The 16,719-nt window shown below is 66.6% G+C and carries 16 protein-coding genes; 7 read left to right on the plus strand and 9 right to left on the minus strand.

Annotated features, from left to right (window positions below; translation table 11 throughout):
* Nucleotides 1-70: 70 nt before the first annotated feature.
* On the minus strand, nt 71-655 hold the full coding sequence (locus ACMPH2_RS06555; protein ID WP_009278710.1) for a nitroreductase family protein: 585 nt from the start codon (nt 653-655) through the stop codon (nt 71-73).
* Nucleotides 656-747: 92 nt separating this feature from the next.
* Here ACMPH2_RS06555 and deoC point away from each other — a divergent pair, with 92 nt between their 5' ends.
* Nucleotides 748-1,458: a deoxyribose-phosphate aldolase gene (gene deoC / locus ACMPH2_RS06560; protein WP_417118967.1), complete on the plus strand. Its 711-nt coding sequence runs from the start codon at nt 748-750 to the stop codon at nt 1,456-1,458.
* Between the two features lie 67 nt (nt 1,459-1,525).
* Here the strand turns inward: deoC and ACMPH2_RS06565 are convergent, their stop codons facing one another.
* Nucleotides 1,526-2,326, minus strand: a complete 801-nt coding sequence (locus ACMPH2_RS06565) for a Cof-type HAD-IIB family hydrolase (RefSeq protein ID WP_009278706.1) — start codon at nt 2,324-2,326, stop codon at nt 1,526-1,528.
* A gap of 185 nt (nt 2,327-2,511) precedes the next feature.
* Nucleotides 2,512-3,672, minus strand: coding sequence for a pyridoxal phosphate-dependent aminotransferase (locus ACMPH2_RS06570; RefSeq protein WP_062530574.1), 1,161 nt, complete (start codon nt 3,670-3,672; stop codon nt 2,512-2,514).
* 485 nt (nt 3,673-4,157) lie between these two features.
* On the opposite strand from ACMPH2_RS06570, the gene nrdD reads away from it, so the two are divergent.
* The 3 genes from nrdD (at nt 4,158) to ACMPH2_RS06585 (ending at nt 7,137) form a co-directional block, all read left to right on the plus strand.
* Nucleotides 4,158-6,380 carry an anaerobic ribonucleoside-triphosphate reductase gene (gene nrdD, locus ACMPH2_RS06575; protein ID WP_417118968.1) on the plus strand — a complete coding sequence of 741 codons (2,223 nt, stop codon included), beginning with the start codon at nt 4,158-4,160 and terminating at the stop codon, nt 6,378-6,380.
* 204 nt (nt 6,381-6,584) lie between these two features.
* The gene (locus tag ACMPH2_RS06580; RefSeq protein ID WP_417118969.1) at nt 6,585-6,875 is read left to right on the plus strand and encodes a hypothetical protein; all 291 of its coding nucleotides are present in this window, start codon (nt 6,585-6,587) and stop codon (nt 6,873-6,875) included.
* Nucleotides 6,868-7,137, plus strand: coding sequence for a type II toxin-antitoxin system RelE/ParE family toxin (locus ACMPH2_RS06585; protein ID WP_417118970.1), 270 nt, complete (start codon nt 6,868-6,870; stop codon nt 7,135-7,137). The genes ACMPH2_RS06580 and ACMPH2_RS06585 overlap by 8 nt, the downstream gene beginning before the upstream one ends.
* Before the next feature lie 178 nt (nt 7,138-7,315).
* On the opposite strand, the gene ACMPH2_RS06590 is transcribed toward ACMPH2_RS06585, so the two are convergent.
* The 4 genes from ACMPH2_RS06590 to ACMPH2_RS06605 all read right to left on the minus strand — a co-directional run bounded on the left by ACMPH2_RS06590 (nt 7,316) and on the right by ACMPH2_RS06605 (nt 10,605).
* Nucleotides 7,316-8,692 (minus strand): histidine kinase dimerization/phospho-acceptor domain-containing protein, encoded by a 1,377-nt coding sequence (locus tag ACMPH2_RS06590; RefSeq protein WP_417118971.1) that lies wholly within the window; start codon nt 8,690-8,692, stop codon nt 7,316-7,318.
* Nucleotides 8,689-9,414, minus strand: a complete 726-nt coding sequence (locus tag ACMPH2_RS06595; protein ID WP_417118972.1) for a response regulator transcription factor — start codon at nt 9,412-9,414, stop codon at nt 8,689-8,691. The genes ACMPH2_RS06590 and ACMPH2_RS06595 overlap by 4 nt, the downstream gene beginning before the upstream one ends.
* 427 nt (nt 9,415-9,841) lie before the next feature.
* Entirely contained in the window at nt 9,842-10,168 is a 327-nt protein-coding gene (locus ACMPH2_RS06600) for a C39 family peptidase (protein WP_072500123.1), read from the minus strand.
* 218 nt (nt 10,169-10,386) lie between these two features.
* Nucleotides 10,387-10,605, minus strand: coding sequence for a hypothetical protein (locus ACMPH2_RS06605; protein WP_129583185.1), 219 nt, complete (start codon nt 10,603-10,605; stop codon nt 10,387-10,389).
* Between the two features lie 583 nt (nt 10,606-11,188).
* Here ACMPH2_RS06605 and nrdG point away from each other — a divergent pair.
* Nucleotides 11,189-11,737 carry an anaerobic ribonucleoside-triphosphate reductase activating protein gene (gene nrdG, locus ACMPH2_RS06610; RefSeq protein ID WP_062530561.1) on the plus strand — a complete coding sequence of 183 codons (549 nt, stop codon included), beginning with the start codon at nt 11,189-11,191 and terminating at the stop codon, nt 11,735-11,737.
* A gap of 3 nt (nt 11,738-11,740) precedes the next feature.
* The gene (locus ACMPH2_RS06615; RefSeq protein ID WP_072500125.1) at nt 11,741-11,977 is read left to right on the plus strand and encodes a hypothetical protein; all 237 of its coding nucleotides are present in this window, start codon (nt 11,741-11,743) and stop codon (nt 11,975-11,977) included.
* 320 nt (nt 11,978-12,297) lie between these two features.
* Here ACMPH2_RS06615 and ACMPH2_RS06620 read toward each other — a convergent pair whose 3' ends face one another.
* Complete coding sequence (locus ACMPH2_RS06620; RefSeq protein WP_417118973.1) at nt 12,298-13,248, minus strand: type III pantothenate kinase; 951 nt, start codon at nt 13,246-13,248, stop codon at nt 12,298-12,300.
* Nucleotides 13,249-13,399: 151 nt separating this feature from the next.
* Here ACMPH2_RS06620 and ACMPH2_RS06625 point away from each other — a divergent pair, with 151 nt between their 5' ends.
* Complete coding sequence (locus ACMPH2_RS06625) at nt 13,400-15,103, plus strand: OPT/YSL family transporter (protein WP_417118974.1); 1,704 nt, start codon at nt 13,400-13,402, stop codon at nt 15,101-15,103.
* Between the two features lie 307 nt (nt 15,104-15,410).
* Here the strand turns inward: ACMPH2_RS06625 and ACMPH2_RS06630 are convergent, their stop codons facing one another.
* Nucleotides 15,411-15,890, minus strand: a complete 480-nt coding sequence (locus tag ACMPH2_RS06630; protein WP_303133630.1) for a hypothetical protein — start codon at nt 15,888-15,890, stop codon at nt 15,411-15,413.
* Nucleotides 15,891-16,719: the final 829 nt, after the last annotated feature.

Genomic DNA, 16,719 nt, shown 5'->3' on the forward strand with positions numbered 1-16,719 from the left:
GCAGGCGGGGACGGCCACGCGAGCGGTCGCCCCCACCCCTTTGGCTACGCGCCGGCGACGGTGGTCACCCCTAGGCCAAGAGCTCCTCCACGGAGAGCTTGGGCACGTGGTTGACTCGTTCCTCGTCATGCCAATAGGCAAGTCCGCCGACCCCATCGGCATCCTCGAGGCGCACCTCCTCGGCAGGCCAGCCCACCGCGACGAGCAGCAGGCACGCCAGGCCCCTCTCTCCCAGGCCCAGGACCTGGTCGAGCTCGGGACCATAGCTCTTTATCATGCAGGCTCCCAGGCCGCGGGCGCTCGCGGCGAGCGCGATCGCCTCGGCGGCTATGCCTGCGTCGACGTTGCGGATGGGGAGCTCCGCCATCTCTGACGGCGCACAGACGGCGAGGTATGCCGTGGGCCTCTCGCCCGGCTCAGGACCGTCCCAGTCCTTGATGGCGGCCGCCCAGCGATGGGTCGCAAAGGTCGCCGCGACCTCCTCCGGCTCGAACACCAGGCGGAAGCGCAGCGTCTGGGAGTTGTTTGCGGTGGGAGCCAGCCGCGCCGCGGCAACCAGCCCCAGGAGCCCCTCCCTGCCCACGGGCCTCGACCCGTCGAACCTCCGGATGCTCCTCGCCTGCCTCAGCAGCCCCTCGAACTCGTCCGCTCGCATCTCTTCCCCTCTCGCCTTGGCCCTGCTGCGAGCATACTCGTGGAAGTGGGCCGCACCCGCGGGCGCGGCAAGACGAAACAAGGGAGAGACGCATGACACGCTACACCCTGGACGAGCTCTGCCGCCTCGTGGACCACACCAACCTCCACGCAGACGCCCGCGAAGCGGACATCCTGCGCCTCTGCGACGAGGCGAGGAGGTACCACTTCGCCATGGTCGCCGTGAACCCCGTGCAGTCCGCCCTCTGCGCCTCAGCCCTCGCGGGCACCGACGTGCGGGTAGGAGCGGCGATCGGGTTCCCCCTGGGCCAGGTCTCCGTCGCGGCGAAGGTCTTCGAGACCAAGGACGCCCTGGCCTCCGGGACGAGCGAGATAGACTACGTGGTCAACCTCACCCAGGTCAAAGAGGGCAGGTGGGACTACGTCGCCGACGAGATGCGGCAGATGGTCACCACCTGCCACGAGGCGGGCGTCCTCTGCAAGGTCATCTTCGAGAACTGCTACCTGGGCCTGGAGGAGAAACTCGCGCTCTGCCAAATCGCGCGAGAGGTGGGGCCCGACTTCGTGAAGACCTCGACCGGCTTCGGCAGCGGCGGCGCCACCGTGGAGGACGTGCGACTGATGGTGGCCAACGTGGGCGAGAGGGTCAAGGTCAAGGCGGCGGGTGGCATCCGCGACGCCGACTCCTTCCTCGCGCTGGTGGCAGCCGGTGCCCGCAGGATCGGCTGCTCGGCGGGGATCCCCATCATGGAGGAGCTGCGCCACCGGCTCGATGCCAGTGGCGCAGCGTGTCTCGAGCTATAGGCCTTGGACCAGGACGTCGGCGGTCTGGCCGCCGTCCCCCAGCCCAGGCGGGAGCAGGGTCGTGCCCTTACGCCTCGGTCACGAGTCCCAGCCTGAAGCAGGCATTGTAGATGCCGCCCTCGTCCACGTCGTCGGTGACATAGTCGGCCTGCTCGCGAACATCGTCGTTGGCGTTGCCCATGGCGATCGAGGTGCCCACCACGCCAAACATCTCGAGGTCGTTGCCGCCGTCGCCGAAGCAGATCGCCTCGTCGGGAGCGATGCCGTACTCGTCGAGCAGGCGGCGCACCGCGCGCGCCTTGCCGCCGTGGCGGGGGAAGGCGTCCACGAAGTGCGGCGACCAGCGGGTGAGGCGCATGTTGCTGGTGGCGTTGGTCACCACGTCGGTCTGGCCGGGTGCCAGGAAGATGTTGAGCTGGAAGATCTCATTGTGGAGGGCCTGCTCGATGTCCCCCTCCTCGAAGCTGAGCCCGGCGGCCTCCTCCACGGCGCGCACCTTGTCATCGTGCCCGCTCACGTAGCAGCGGCCGCGCTCCATGAAGAGGCATTCGTAGAGGCCGTCCCTGACCTGCTGCACCACCGTCGCGACGTCGGCGGGGTCCAAGGCCTCGGCATGCAGGACGTCATCGCGAGTGACGATCATCTGGCCGTTGAGGAGGATGAAGGCCTCCAGGTTGTCGATGGGGATCTCGTCCACCTGGTAGGGGGGACGGCCCGTGGCGAGGAAGCACTTCACGCCGGCCTTCCGGAGCTCCGAGAGGGCGATCTGCGCGGAGTCGGGAACCTGGTGGGTCTTGAACGAGAGCAGGGTGCCATCTGCGTCGAAGAAGGCAGCCTTGACCCTGCCGGGTGTGTTCCAAAGTGGCATCTTGCGTTGCTCCTAGCGTCTTTGGCCGACCGGTCATGTATGTTAGTCGGCCAAAAAATTGTAGGAGGCAAGCCACGAACGGCCCAGACCGCTCGGCGAACGACACGATATGAGCAATTTTCCGCCTTTTATGCACACATGACGGAGAGGGGCACCAAAGCGCGCCGCCAGCCCCTCTCCCCTGCCTAGAGCCCCGAGGAGGCGATGGCTCCAACCGCCCGGCGTATGCGCTCGGGGGGCATGACCAGCGCGAAGCGCACGTAGCCCTCCCCCGCCGGGCCGAAGCTCGCGCCCGGGCAGACGATGACGCCGGAGCGCTCCATGAGCTCCAGGGTGAAGGCCACGGAGTCGCCGCGGCCGTGGGGCAGGCGCGCCCAGACGAACATCGTGCCGTGCGCGTTGGGACGCTCCCAGCCTATGGCCTCGAGACCGTCGCAGAGCGCGTCCCTGCGCTGCTGGTAAAGCAGGCGCTGTTCCTCCACCTGGTCACGGGGTCCCCTGAGGGCGGCAATCGCCGCGTCCTGCTCGGGGAAGAACATGCCGAAGTCGACCTGGCTGCGGAGCTTGCGCGCCGCCGCCACGACGTCGGGCCGTCCCACCAGGAAGCTCAGGCGTGCCCCGGTGACGTTGAAGGACTTCGAGAGCGAGAGGAACTCCACGCCCACGTCGAGCGCGCCCTCGTACTGCAGGAAGCAGCCGCCCGCCGGGCCGTCGAAGACGATGTCGGAGTAGGCGTTGTCATGGATCACGACGATGTCATGGGCGCGGGCGAAGTCGATGACCTCGCGGTAGACCTCGGGCGTGCCCACCGAGCCGACGGGGTTGGCGGGGAGCGAGACCACCATGTACTTGGCACGGTCGGCGACCTCGTCGGGGATGTCCGCCACGTGGGGCAGAAAGTCGTGCTCGGCCGTAAGCGGGTAGTACCAGGGCTCGGCCCCGGCCAGGAGCGTGCCCGCCTGGAAGACGGGGTAGCAGGGGTCGGGGATGAGCGCCAGGTCGCCAGGGTCGGCGAGCGCGGCGCAGACGTGGCCCATGCCCTCCTGGGTGCCGCGACAGCTCATCACCATGTCGGGCTCGATGCCCGCCACGCCGAAGCGGTCGCGGTAGTAGTCGCAGACGGCCCGCGTCAGCTCGGGCTTGTCGTGCAGACTGTACTTCCAGCTGTCCGGGTCTTGGGCGCTCCTCACGAGGGCGTCGACCACGTGCTGGGGCGGCCTGAAGTCGGGCGTCCCCACGGAGAGGTCGAAGACCTCCCGGCCCTCCGCCTCAAGGGCGCGACGACGCGCGTTGAGCGTGGCGAAGACCTCGCTGCCAAACAGGTCGAGCCTCTTAGAGAACTGCATGCGCCTCTCCCCTCGCATTGCCGTCACGGTGCCGGAGACGTCCCGACGCCAGCATTCTTGCACGCGAACTTTGCCGACGTGTGACGGACGGCGCCCGAACAATGCGCGGATGTGCGCAAATGCACGACGCGCAATCCGTTTGGGCCCCCAGGACGCACGGTACGCAATCCGTTTGGGCCCCAGCCGTGTTGGCACCCCGCCCCTCTCCCCCAAGGATGGCGCTTCCGCCCGCCGTCGGCGAGCGGTGGGGGGCGTACACAAACTCATCAGACGCCCCTCTCGCCTTAGTTAAATGTTTTTATCAGAACCAATTGCGGGAGCTGGGGCTCGGCAGTTATCAACAGACTTATCGACCAACTATCAACAATATCTAGTGGCAAAGTAAACCAAATGCCCCAAGTTGTTGTGGTAGTCTTGTCCTCGCATCCAATAACTCGGCGGTGTGCCCAACCAGCTGCGAACCAGCGATGACGAAGGCGGAAGCAATGAAGATCATCAAGCGCAACGGCTCCGAGGTCCAGTTCGACCTCAGCAAGATCGAGAACGCCATCAAGGCAGCCAATGCGGAGGTGCCCGCCAACGAGCGCCTCACCGACCGCGAGGTGCGCTTCGCCTCCCTCAACGTCGAGGACGCCTGCCGCCAGGCCGGCCACACCGTGACCGTCGAGGAGGTCCAGGACCTCGTCGAGGACCAGCTCATGGCGCTCGACAGGTTCTCCGTGGCCCGCAAGTACATCATCTACCGCTACGTGCAGAACCAGAAGCGCCACAAGAACACGACGGACGACAAGATCCTCTCGCTCATCGAGAGCAACAACGAGGAGGTCAAGCAGGAGAACTCCAACAAGAACCCCTCCGTCGTCAGCGTCCAGCGCGACTACATGGCCGGCGAGGTGTCGAAGGACCTCGCCATGCGCGAGCTGCTCCCCCGCGAGGTCGTGGACGCCCACAACGAGGGCATCATCCACTTCCACGACGCGGACTACTACGCACAGCACATGCACAACTGCGACCTCGTGAACCTCGAGGACATGCTCCAGAACGGCACCGTGATCAGTGGCACCATGATCGAGAAGCCCCACAGCTTCTCGACCGCCTGCAACATCGCCACGCAGATCATCGCCCAGGTGGCCTCCTGCCAGTACGGCGGCCAGTCCATCTCGCTCGCCCACCTCGCGCCTTTCGTGGACGTGAGCCGCAAGAAGATCCGCCGCCAGGTCTTCGCCGAGATGGAGGCCATCGGCGCCCACCCCACGCCCGAGCAGATTGACCAGCTGGTCGAGAGGCGCCTGCGCGAGGAGGTCGCGCGCGGCGTCCAGACCATCCAGTACCAGGTCGTGACCCTCATGACCACCAACGGCCAGGCGCCCTTCATCACCGTATTCATGTACCTCAACGAGGCCAGGGACGAGCAGGAGAAGCACGACCTCGCGCTTTGCATCGAGGAGATGCTGCGCCAGCGCTACCAGGGCGTGCGCAACGAGGCCGGCGTGTGGATCACCCCTGCCTTCCCCAAGCTCATCTACGTGCTCGAGGAGGACAACGTCCGCGAGGGCAGCGAGTACTTCTACCTCACCAAGCTGGCCGCCAAGTGCACCGCCAAGCGCATGGTGCCCGACTACATCTCCGAGAAGAAGATGCGCGAGTACAAGCTCAGCAAGGGAGAGACCGAGGGCAACGGCGACTGCTACACCTGCATGGGCTGCCGCAGCTTCCTGACCCCCGACCGCACGGGCAACGGCTACGACAACGTCGCCCACGCCAAGAACTGGGAGCCTGGCAAACCCAAGTACTACGGCCGTTTCAACCAGGGCGTCGTGACCATCAACCTGCCCGACGTGGCTCTCTCGGCCCAGGGCGACGAGGGACGCTTCTGGCAGATCTTCGACGAGAGGCTCGAGCTCTGCCACACCGCTCTGCGCTGCCGTCACGACCGCCTCGCCGGCACGCTCTCTGACGCCGCGCCCATCCTCTGGCAGTACGGCGCGCTGGCCCGCCTGGACAAGGGCGAGAGCATCGACAAGCTGCTCTACGGCGGCTACTCCACCATCAGCCTGGGCTACGCGGGCCTCTACGAATGCGTCAAGGCCATGACCGGCCACAGCCACACCGACCCCGAGGGCACCGACTTCGGCCTGGCCGTCATGCAGCACATGAATGACAAGTGCGCCGAGTGGAAGGAGGCCGAGAACATCGACTACTCCCTCTACGGCACGCCCCTGGAGTCCACCACCTACAAGTTCTCGAAGTGCCTCCAGAAGCGCTTCGGCAAGGTGAAGGGCATCACGGACCACGGCTACATCACGAACTCCTACCACGTGAACGTGCGCGAGGACATCGACGCCTTCACCAAGCTGCAGTTCGAGAGCCAGTTTCAGCGCCTCTCGCCCGGCGGTGCCATCAGCTACGTCGAGGTGCCCAACATGCAGGACAACCTCGAAGCCGTCATCCGCGTGATGCAGTTCATCTACGACAACATCATGTACGCGGAGCTCAACACCAAGAGCGACTACTGCCAGGTCTGCGGCTACGACGGAGAGATCCAGATCGTCGAGGACGACGGCAAGCTGGTGTGGGAGTGCCCCCACTGCCACAACCGCGACCAGTCCAAGATGAACGTCGCCCGTCGCACCTGCGGCTACATCGGCACGCAGTTCTGGAACCAGGGCCGCACGGAAGAGATCAAGGACCGCGTGCTGCACCTGTAGGCAGCCGGGGCGGACGTTTTAGTCCGCATGACATCGCGCGCTCGCAACTCGCGCCGTGCCTGGAGGCTTCCAGGTACGGCGCGAGTTTCTTCACCGTGGACTTCGCAAGTCAGATGCCCTTTGCAGCGCAGAGACAAGATGCTTTCTTTTGGTATCTAAAATAGTACTGTATATGGTATCTATTCCAAGGAAAGGGGCGAGGGCATGACAACCATCTATTCCTCCGCCGCCCTCAAGACCCGACAGCGAGAGGTCAAGGATGCCGCGCTTCATGACGTGGTCCACATCACGGAGAACGGCAACGGAGCGTTCGTGCTCATGAGCGAGGAGATCTTCGAGCGGCGGCTGCAGGAGGCGGCGGAAGGAGCCACATACGAGGAGAGGCTTCGTGCATGCCTGAGGAACGGGAGGGCAGACATAGAGGAAGGCCGCTACGTGGAAGGCATGGAGGCATTCTCTGATGCCCTCGACAAGAGGCTCGCACGGCATGGCTAGGCTTCTGTTCGCGGAACAGTTCATTGATGACGCAGAGACCATCTACACGCCAAGGCTCGCAAGCCGTCCGGAGCGAATCCTGCGGATGGTCGAGTCGTTCCCGCTGAGCGGCAGCAGCGACCTTCCTGATTCCATCCGCCGCGAATTTGGAGACGGGACCAGAAAGTGCTCTCTCCCACCCTTCGACCTAATCTACGAATACGACGAGAAGGACGATGCCGTAACGCTCATGGGCATCATCCCCCAACGCCGCATGTGGTGACGAGGACCCTGCGCAAGGGCACATCACAAGTACAAATGGGTGTAAGTCGACGTGGATTGACGGCGACCCACAGGGCCGATCAACACGCACCCGGCAAGGCCGGACCAACAAGACGGGAGGGGGAGCAGGGGCCAAGGGGCTCCCACCCCACCTCCCGGTCCATCCGGCACCTCGGCGCCTACAGCACGGTGGTCGCCTCGTCCTCGGAAGGGCACTGCCTGGAATCATCCGTGTCCGCGTCCATGCTGGCAGTGACACCCGCATCCAGCGGTAGCGTGAGCTCCACCTTGAAGAGGTCCGCGTCCACGTCTAGAGAAAGGCTGCCGCCCTGGAGTTCCATCAGGCTCTGCGCGATGGAGAGCCCCAGGCCCGAGCCCTCGGTCGTACGCGACGAGTCACCGCGCACGAAGCGCTCCAGCAGCTCCTCGGCGCTCACGTCAAGCGGGGCGGCGGACACGTTCTTGAGGCTCATGCGCGCGACGCCCTCCCCTGGGGCGAGGCTGACGTAGACGCGTGTCCCCGGCTGCCCGTACTTCGCCACGTTGCCCAGCAGGTTGTCCAGCACGCGCCCCATCAGGCGCCCGTCCGCCCTCACCGCAAGGGGCAGCTCGGGCAGCCTGTCCACGAGCTCCAACCCCGCACCCTCGATCCTCTCGCCCCACTCGCCGAGTGCCTGCGAGAGGAGCACGCCCGCGTCCATGGAGACTAGGTCGACCTGGACGTTGCCCGTCTGTGCCTTGGAGGCCTCGATGAGGTCCTCGATGAGCTTCTTGAGCCGTGCGGACTGCCTGCCCAGCACGTCGGCGCACTCAGCCAGCTTCTGCTCGTCTCGCTCGCCGGGCTCGAGGACGAGCTCGGACGCGAGCAGGTCCGCATAGTTGATCACCGAGGTCAGGGGCGTCTTGAGGTCGTGGCTCACGTTGGTGATGAGCTCGGTGCGCATGAGCTCGGCACGAGTCTTGACCTGCTCGGCCTCGAGGGCCTCTCGCAGCGCCCGCGCGCGCTCCTCCGCAGCCGCTGATGCGGCGCCGGCCACCTGGTTGAGCCGCTCGGACATCTCGACCAGGTCCCCCCTCATCTGGCCCACGTCCACCTGGGCCTCGAAGTCGCCCTGCGCCAGGCGAGAGACGACCTCCCCCAGCTCCGCCAGGCGCGCCTGGCGCTCGCCGAGCATCACGAACGCGAGCGAGAGCGCGACGAGGTAGGCGAAGATCACCAGGGGCGTCAGCTCCGAGGCCAGGCCGAGGACGAGCCCCAGCACGATGCCACAGAAGGCGAGCGCCCAGCGCCAGAGGTGGAGCCATGCCACGCGGATGTCGTCCTCCATGTGCCAGCGACGCCGCGAGACAAGCAGACCCGCCACGAGCGCCGCGTCGAATATGACCAGCAAGACGAGCTCCCCGTTCATCGTGAAGCCGGATCCGTTGAGCGTCAGGTAGACGTAGTGCAGAAGCGGCATGAGAAGGACGGGCGAGAGTGCCCCCACCACGCACGCCGACCAAACCCAAATCGCGCCTGCGTTCTCGTTCGCCGACTCGATGCCGTTGCGTCTCATCTCTGGCCTCCCATCATGTAGCCGCGTCCCCAGACCACCCTGAGGTAGCGTGGGTTGGCGGGGTCGATCTCGATCTTCTCCCTGAGGTGGCGCACGTGGACCGCCACCGTGCCCTCGCTGCCGCAGGCCGGCTCGCCCCATACCGCCTCGTAGATCTGCGCCGGGCTGTACACGTGCCCCTGGCGGGCCATGAGGAAGCGGCAGATGTCGTACTCCTTGGGCGTCAGCGCCGCGGGCTCGCCGTCCACGGTAACGCGCTTGCCCGCGTCGTCCAGCTCGATGCCGCCCAGGACGAGGGCGTCGGAGCCCGCCGGGCCGTCCGCCATGCCGGAGCTGCCGCCCAGCCTCGTATAGCGCCTGAGGGCGCTCCGCACTCGGGCTAGCAGCTCGGCAGGAACGAAGGGCTTGGTCACGTAGTCGTCCGCCCCCAGGTCGAGGCCCAGGACCTTGTCCGCGTCCTCTCCCTTGGCGGTGAGCATGATCACGGGAGCGTTGGTGAGGCGGCGGATCTGCACCAGGGCCTCGGAGCCGTCCATGACCGGCATCATCACGTCCAGGAGGACGAGGTCGATGGGCTCCCCCGCCTCGATGCCCGCCCTCACCGCCGCCACGGCCTGCCTGCCGTCGTAGGCAGCGTGGAGCTCGTAGCCGGGATCGTTCAGGTAGATCCTGAGAGCGCCGACGATGTCGTGGTCGTCGTCCACCAGGAGGATGCGCTGCATGTCGTTCCTTCCTCGTACGTCGCTGGCGGCGGGGCCCTCCTGCGGTCGGAGCCCTTCCGTCCGGCGGGAGACCCTGTGCCCCGCAACCTTTATACGCGAGCGGGGCGTTAAGGGGCTAGGACGCAAACGCAGAAGACTTTCTTAAGGCTGGCAGGGGGGCGAGAGAGGCGCGGGCACGCGGAATCCCGTTCCGGGCATCCTGCGGCACGCGTGGGCTGCATGGCCTGCATGACGAACGCAGCATGCGCGACGCGCGTGGGCTGCATGGCGCACGTGGCCTGCATGGCGCGCGTGACGCGCAATCCAGCCATAGACTGCGCTCCTCTCGCTTGCGACCTGCGCATTCTCCGAATCCCGCGCAAACCACGCATGACCTGCGAGCCGGGACGCCACCCAACGCACGGCCTGCGCCCAACCCCCCCCCGCGTCACGCGTTCCGAAGGGCCCACAGCGCCTGCACCTGCCCTGCAAGCCACTCGTAGCTCCAGAGCATCTTGGACCGGGACCTGCTGTTGGGGTCGCGCACCACGATCGAGTCCCCGTCCATACCCGCAAGGACGACGAAGTGCCCCGTGGTCGTGAAATCCCCTGGCCCCATGACGCAGATGACGGGGTTTCCCGCCTCGAGGTTGGCGCGCACGCGACCCTCGTCCAGCGGGAGCTCCGTCACGTCGAGTCCCAGGAGGCTCCCTCCCTCGGGTATGAGGCTCCACTCGCTGCCGTCCGCCCGACGCGAAGCCGTGCGCCGTGGCAAACTCCGCCGCCTCGCGCGGCAAGAAGGAAGGGTCTCCCGTCAGGTAGACGTACGCCATCGACAGGCAGGTGGGACCGCAGCCAGAGAGGGCGAGGTACTGGCCGGCATACCATTGGTAGCCCCAGCGCTCGTCCCACTGGAGCAGCAGCGGCACCTCCCGCGACCCCACCAAGGACGAGAGGTCGACCGGCTGCACGAGCTCGTGCTTCGCCGCGTAGTCAAGGACGAAGCGGCGCCTCGGGGTTGCGGTCGTAGAGCTCGACGAGCTCTGCCGGGGTCCCTTCGGGCGGTCGCGCCAGGGAGCAGCCCCCCTCCTGCCAGGCAAGCCAGAACGCCGCCAGGGCAAGGAGAGCCAACGGGACCAAGGCGGCAAGGAGCGCACGTGCGACGAGCCGCTCCACAAGCGCGGGGTCTCCCAGCACGAGGTCCCTGAGCATGGGCCGCCACGTCCTGCGCGCGGGGCGCCTCCGCAGGTCGCACCACGCCCCGCGCCCGAAGCCCTGCCGGCACCGGCGCCACATCCCACACGTGGAGCCCCTGCGTGCCAGCTGCCAATCGCCGTCCCGAGCTTCGCGCACGACAGCGCCCCCTGCCCTCGCGTACATCCAGACCTCCCCCACCCGCAGGCCAACGTTCCAACTACCTGCGTTTATACGGGTAGGGCAGCTTAAGGAGCCAGGGTCCAAGCGCGAAAGACTTTCTTAAGGCAGGCAAGGCGAGAGCTGCGCGGAATCCCGTGCCGAACGTCCCGCAACACGCGTGGCGCATGAGCCAACCCGCGGCATCCGGAGCCTCCGACATGGGAGTCCCACGGCTCGCGTGGTGCGCAAAGCAGCCGTAGCCTGCGCGCCTCTCGCCCGTGAACTGCGCATTCTCCGAATCTTGCACAAACCATGCGCGGCTTGCCCCTTCTCCGAATCCCGCGCAAACCATGCGCGGTCTGCGCGCGCAAGCGGCGCCGCCAGGCCAGCCCCAGCCGTGCAGCGCCTATACTGGGTGCACCGCGACCGAGGGAGCCCCATGAACTACGCGACCATCAAGTACTTCGACATCGCCAACGGCACGGGCGTGCGCACCACGCTCTTCGTCTCGGGCTGCCGCCTGCACTGCCCCCACTGCTTCAACGAGGAGGCCTGGGACTTCAACGCAGGAAAGACCTTCGATCGCGCGACGGAGGACAAGATCATCGCCAGCCTCGAGCCCGACTTCGTGGATGGACTCTCCATCCTGGGTGGCGAGCCCACCGAGCCCGAGAACCAAGCCGGCCTCGTCGACTTCCTCGAGCGCGTGCGCCGCGAGCGCCCTGACAAGGGCATCTGGATGTACAGCGGCCACAGCTGGGAGCAGCTGCGCCCCGGCGGATCCCAGCACACGGAGCACACCGACCGCATCCTCGCCTGCCTCGACGTGCTGGTGGATGGTCCCTTCGTCCAGGACCTATACGACATCACCCTGCGCTTCCGCGGGTCGTCCAACCAGCGAATCATCGACGTCCCCGCCTCGCTCGCCGCAGGCGAGGTCGTACCGTGGCAGGACGACCCCGTCTTCGCAACGCACACCATGGAGTAGCGCATGAGAATCTCTGACCTCGGCAGGCCCACCTTCCTCAACACCCTGACTAGCCTGGACCCGCGCGAGCCGCTGACCTGGCTCATCGTCCTCCTGGCCCTGGCGGCCGTCGCCGCGGTCATCGCCTTCTTGGCCCTGCCGCAGCTCGAGGACCAGCAGCGCCTGGTGCTCGCGGTCGCGCTCTTTGCCATCATCTGGGCCGAGACCTACCTCATGCAGCGCTACCAGCGCCGCAGCTAGACGCGCCGGTGCCTCGCCGTGCCCAGTGCGAGGGCGAGGGTATCCGCTACGCAGACGGCGGCGATTGCGCAGGCGCTTGACGTGACGCCCGCCCGCTGTCGTCGGTTTCCAGGTCGGCATCGCACTTTGGGTGATTTCAAAATTTGTGTGTGGCCTTCGCTTACAATCGTCTTTCTCGGCAAGCCTTCTACCTGCTCTTATATGTTTTCTAACCTTGTAATACACCCCGTCGGACGAGAAAAACCACATACAACTCTTTGTACGATCCGGTCGGGCGAGCCGCCCTGGGGCGAGAGGAGCCGCATGCCACGCGGCAGCCCCTACCTACGCGCGCGCCTCTGCGCCTGGCCCAGAAGCAGCTGGTGCAGCCCCCGCAGCGTGAGCGTCTGGTCGCAGCTCAGAAGCCCGGACAGCGGCCCCTCTCCCAAAAGGCGCGCCATGTCCTCCGCGCGGGTGCCCGTGAGCACCACCGTAGGCTCGCAGCCCAGCTCGCCCATCACGCGGCCGACCAGGCCCTCGACACGAGCGACCTCCCCCAGCACGATTCCCGCCTGCATGGCCTCGCGCGTGGAGCGGCCTATGACGGAGCTCGGAACCTCCAGCTCCACCTGGGGAAGACGCGCCGCCGCCTGCTTCAGGGCACGCGCGCCCAAGGCCAGACCAGGGGCGATCACGCCGCCCGCAAAGGCGCCGGACGCATCAACGACCTCGACGTTCATCGTCGTGCCAAAGTCCACCACCACGACGGGCGAGCCGTGGCTCTGACGCGCCGCGAGGGCATCGGCGATGCGGTCGGGCCCCACCTCGGCGGGGTCACGGTAGGCCATGCGCATCCCCGTGCGAAGGCCCGGCCCCACCACCAGGGGGCGCACGTCCAGGCTGCGTTCCAAGGCCTGGGCCCAGACGTCGCTCAGAGAGGGAACCACGCAGGAGAGGATCGACGCGACGCGCGTCCGGGCGGCAGCCTCACCGGCACACGACACAGCGACAGCCCCGCCCACGCCACCGCCGGCGGTCGCACCCCCCACGAGCGCTCCGGCGGCAACGCCCCCGCAAAGCCCCTCTCCCCCGCCCAGAAGCTCCAGCACGGAGCCGAGCTGCAGGCAGGCTTCGTCCACCGTGAGACTTTGCGGGGTGGTGAGCTCGCAGGTTCCCAAGGGCTCGTCCGTCTCCCCTGCCGACGCGGCAAAGAGCCCGAAGGAGCTCGTCGTGTTGCCCACGTCCACGGCAAGCGAGACGACCCCCGTCCCGCCTTCCCCGCGCTGACCCATCAGACCATCTCCTTAGCTCGTGACCCATGCGCTACACTCTAGCAAGTCTGTGGCGCTCGTCCGGCCCCGCAGGCGCCCGTAGCAACCCGACTCCTCGCCCGCGCACCGGCGCGTCGGCACAGGGGGAGCGGATATCCTGAAGGGACTGCATATGGACAACGGCACCAGCCGCGCCTCGTGGCGTGGCCAGCTCACCCTGCGCGGAGCGATCATCGGCTGCGTGGGCTGCGCGATCATCACCGCCTCCTCCGTCTACACGGCGCTGCGCCTGGGGGCGCTCCCCTGGCCCATCATCTTCGCGGCCGTCATCTCGCTCTTCTTCCTCAAGCTGCTCGGAAACGCCAGCCTCAACGAGGCCAACGTCACCCACACCATCATGTCCGCGGGCGCGATGGTGGCCGGCGGCCTCGCCTTCACCATACCCGGCGCCTGGATGCTGGGCCTCGCGAGCCAGATCGGCTGGGTCCAGATCTTCCTGGTGGCGCTTGCCGGCACGGGCCTGGGCCTCGTCTGCACGGCCCTCATCCACCGGCACTTCATCGTGGACGCGAACCTCGAGTTCCCCACCGGCAACGCCGCGGCGCAGACGCTCAGGGCTACCGAGGCGGGCGGGCGCACTGGCAGGCAGCTCTTCGGCTCGATGGGTATCGCCGGGACCTACGCCCTGCTGCGCGACGGGCTGCATCTCGTGCCCGCGATGCTGCTGCAGCTGCCCATTCCCGGCGTGGTCTTTGGCATCTACAACTCGCCCATGATGCTCTCCGTCGGCTTCCTGATCGGCGGCGTGGCGGTGGCCTGGTGGCTCCTGGGCGGGGTCGTCGCCAACTTCGGCATCGTCGTGGCCGGCAGCGCCGCCGGCCTCTGGGACGTCGCCAGCGCCCAGGGCATCGTGAAGAGCCTGGGCATGGGCCTCATGATGGGATCGGGCGTGGCAGTGGTGGCCAAGGACATCCTGCCCCAGATGGCCGGCGTCGTCCGCGGCCTGGGTTCCGGCGACGCGCAGGGCGAGGACGTGGCCGCGACGACCTCGCTCGTGAGCGGCAACCTCCGCCTCGACGCGGGCATCTTGGGGCTCGCCACCGCGGCGATCGCCGTGCTCGTCTGCTTCGGGCTGCAGCTCGGCCCCATCCCGGCCGTCGCGGTGGTGCTGCTGACCTTCGTCACCACCATCATGAGCGCCCAGTCCTGCGGCCAGACGGGCATCGACCCCATGGAGATCTTCGGGCTCATCGTGCTCCTGCTGGTCTCGGCCTTCGCACGCCTGCAGGAGGTGCAGCTCTTCTTCATCGCCGGCGTCGTGGCCGTGGCCTGCGGCCTGGCAGGCGACGTGATGAACGACTTCAAGGCAGGACACGTCCTGGGAACCGACCCCCGCGCCCAGTGGCTGGGCCAGGCCATCGGCGGCGTCCTGGGGGCGCTCGTCGCGGCGGGCGTCATGGTCGCCCTGGTGAGCGCCTACGGTCCGGACGCCTTCGGGCCGGACAAGGAGTTCGTGAGCGCCCAGGCCTCCGTCGTAGCCACGATGGTGTCGGGCATCCCCAGCGTACCGGCCTTCGTGCTGGGACTTGCGGGAGGGCTTGCGCTCTACTTAGCAGGGCTTCCCGCGATGATGCTGGGCCTGGGCGTCTACCTGCCCTTCTACATGAGCGTCACCGCCGCGCTGGGTGCCGTGGCGCGCATCGTCTACGAGCAGGTCAGCGCACGCAGGAACGCGGGCCTCAGCGAGGCGGAACGCCAGGAGGCGGCCGAGAAGGCACAGGAGAGCGGCCTCGTGGTGACATCCGGACTGCTGGGCGGAGAGTCCGTCATGGGCGTGATCATCGCCTTCGCCTCGATCTTCGCCAGCATGGCGTAGGCGAGAGGGACACGGGGCTTGGCCCGGGGCGTCGCTCGTGCGGGCGGCGCCCCTCTTCTTGTGGCGGTGTCGCCTGGGGAGTGGGGCGTCGCCGTGGAGAGCGGCGGCGTCGCCGCGGGAGGCGCGATGTGGGTGGTTTGCCGGCCACGCCGCCGCGGGACGTGCGATGTGGGTGGTTTGCCGGCCATGAGAGGCCTGATGTGGGTGGTTTTGCCCCATTTTGGGGAGAAAAACTACCCACTTCTCGCATCTCGCGATGCGCTGGGGGCGGATTTCGAGATCTCCCGGCATCGAGGAACTACGTCATCTAGCGACCAGCGAGCTCTTGCAGGTGGCCAAGGTGGATGCCGATGTGGCCGACCCCGAGGACGACGGCGGAGAGGCCGGCCACAGGCGACTGGTGCCAGATGCCGAGCAGCACGAACGCGGCGACGGGCAGCGTGGCGATTGGAACTGGAACGGGGCCCAGGGGCGCGTACATGTCGGTGAGCCGCGCCCCACCTTTGAAATAGCGGGCCCAGGCGAGCTCATACAACGCCATCAGCACGAGGGCGGAGACGAGCCACAACAACCAGGGCAGCTCAAAACCCTGGGGAGAGATGAACACGACGGCGGTGCAGGTGGTGGCGACCTGGCCAATTCTCTCGAGCGCCAGCAGGATGCGGCTCTCGTGCCTGGAGATCTCGGCGTAGCCATCAGGCTGGTTCCTCGCCCACCTGATGTTGGGAACGAAGAGCATGAGCAGGAAGGCAACGCCCACCACCGAGAAGCCGAGATGCATGGTCACCCTCCGATTCTCTCACTGGCCGGAACGATGGGAGTCGACCTGCTCGGCCGCATGTCCGCGAGCATTTTAGACGCAGGGCCTTTGATGTTAGACCACCAATCAGAACGGTACTACTCCAAATCCCTCAAACCCTCACTGCCATTCCTTGAGCCGCAGGGGCGATTCTCGACCTCACGAAACCCCCGTCGGCCGGCCGGAACGAATGGGAAACGGCCTCTTCGGGCCTCGCGATGACATGCACTACAGGTCCGGAGTGATGTCACGAATGCCACAAAGCCGCACGGCCCGAGAGAGAAGGAAGGGCATCGGCGGTGATGCAAGCCACAGGCCGCGTTCTGCCTTCTGAACCGATGTCCACTTGCATGTATACGATGAACCTATACACAAGTCCCATCCACGCAATAATGCCCCCATCGCGTGAGCAGGACCGAATCTAGGCCGCGAACTTGCAGAGCCAGAAGAGAAGCCAGAGCGGGAAAAGCAGGACGAACAGGATTGCCTTAAGCAACGCCTTGATCACATTGCCACCTCCGTCACGTTATCGCCGCCACCGGATGCATATCGACTGGACCGCAGGGTCCGTAGTCGCCGATGCGACAAAAGGCAACGAAATCCTCCAACTTCGATATCGACTGCTGCGAATCATCATACGGCAATTCGCACGCAGCCTTTGGATCCCCGTCCTCGCCCAACGGTATATGCGCGGAAATGGTCGATTGAAAATCCCAACGCAACACTGAAGGACTTTCTCGCAACAGTTTGTCCTGCAATACGTCGGCAAAGCACTGCGTTGAGTTTATCAATCAACTAATGCGGACCTCCAGGGCCT

It is taken from the genome of Olsenella phocaeensis, assembly GCF_048189965.1.
Classification (GTDB): Bacteria; Actinomycetota; Coriobacteriia; order Coriobacteriales; family Atopobiaceae; genus Olsenella_I; species Olsenella_I phocaeensis.

Bases quoted from the DNA above. Each gene is read 5' to 3' on its own strand.
- ACMPH2_RS06555 (WP_009278710.1), bottom strand. From the start codon at position 655: ATGCGAGCGGACGAGTTCGAGGGGCTGCTGAGGCAGGCGAGGAGCATC.
- deoC (WP_417118967.1), top strand. From the start codon at position 748: ATGACACGCTACACCCTGGACGAGCTCTGCCGCCTCGTGGACCACACC.
- ACMPH2_RS06565 (WP_009278706.1), bottom strand. From the start codon at position 2,326: ATGCCACTTTGGAACACACCCGGCAGGGTCAAGGCTGCCTTCTTCGAC.
- ACMPH2_RS06570 (WP_062530574.1), bottom strand. From the start codon at position 3,672: ATGCAGTTCTCTAAGAGGCTCGACCTGTTTGGCAGCGAGGTCTTCGCC.
- nrdD (WP_417118968.1), top strand. From the start codon at position 4,158: ATGAAGATCATCAAGCGCAACGGCTCCGAGGTCCAGTTCGACCTCAGC.
- ACMPH2_RS06580 (WP_417118969.1), top strand. From the start codon at position 6,585: ATGACAACCATCTATTCCTCCGCCGCCCTCAAGACCCGACAGCGAGAG.
- ACMPH2_RS06585 (WP_417118970.1), top strand. From the start codon at position 6,868: ATGGCTAGGCTTCTGTTCGCGGAACAGTTCATTGATGACGCAGAGACC.
- ACMPH2_RS06590 (WP_417118971.1), bottom strand. From the start codon at position 8,692: ATGAGACGCAACGGCATCGAGTCGGCGAACGAGAACGCAGGCGCGATT.
- ACMPH2_RS06595 (WP_417118972.1), bottom strand. From the start codon at position 9,414: ATGCAGCGCATCCTCCTGGTGGACGACGACCACGACATCGTCGGCGCT.
- ACMPH2_RS06605 (WP_129583185.1), bottom strand. From the start codon at position 10,605: ATGCTCAGGGACCTCGTGCTGGGAGACCCCGCGCTTGTGGAGCGGCTC.
- nrdG (WP_062530561.1), top strand. From the start codon at position 11,189: ATGAACTACGCGACCATCAAGTACTTCGACATCGCCAACGGCACGGGC.
- ACMPH2_RS06615 (WP_072500125.1), top strand. From the start codon at position 11,741: ATGAGAATCTCTGACCTCGGCAGGCCCACCTTCCTCAACACCCTGACT.
- ACMPH2_RS06620 (WP_417118973.1), bottom strand. From the start codon at position 13,248: ATGGGTCAGCGCGGGGAAGGCGGGACGGGGGTCGTCTCGCTTGCCGTG.
- ACMPH2_RS06625 (WP_417118974.1), top strand. From the start codon at position 13,400: ATGGACAACGGCACCAGCCGCGCCTCGTGGCGTGGCCAGCTCACCCTG.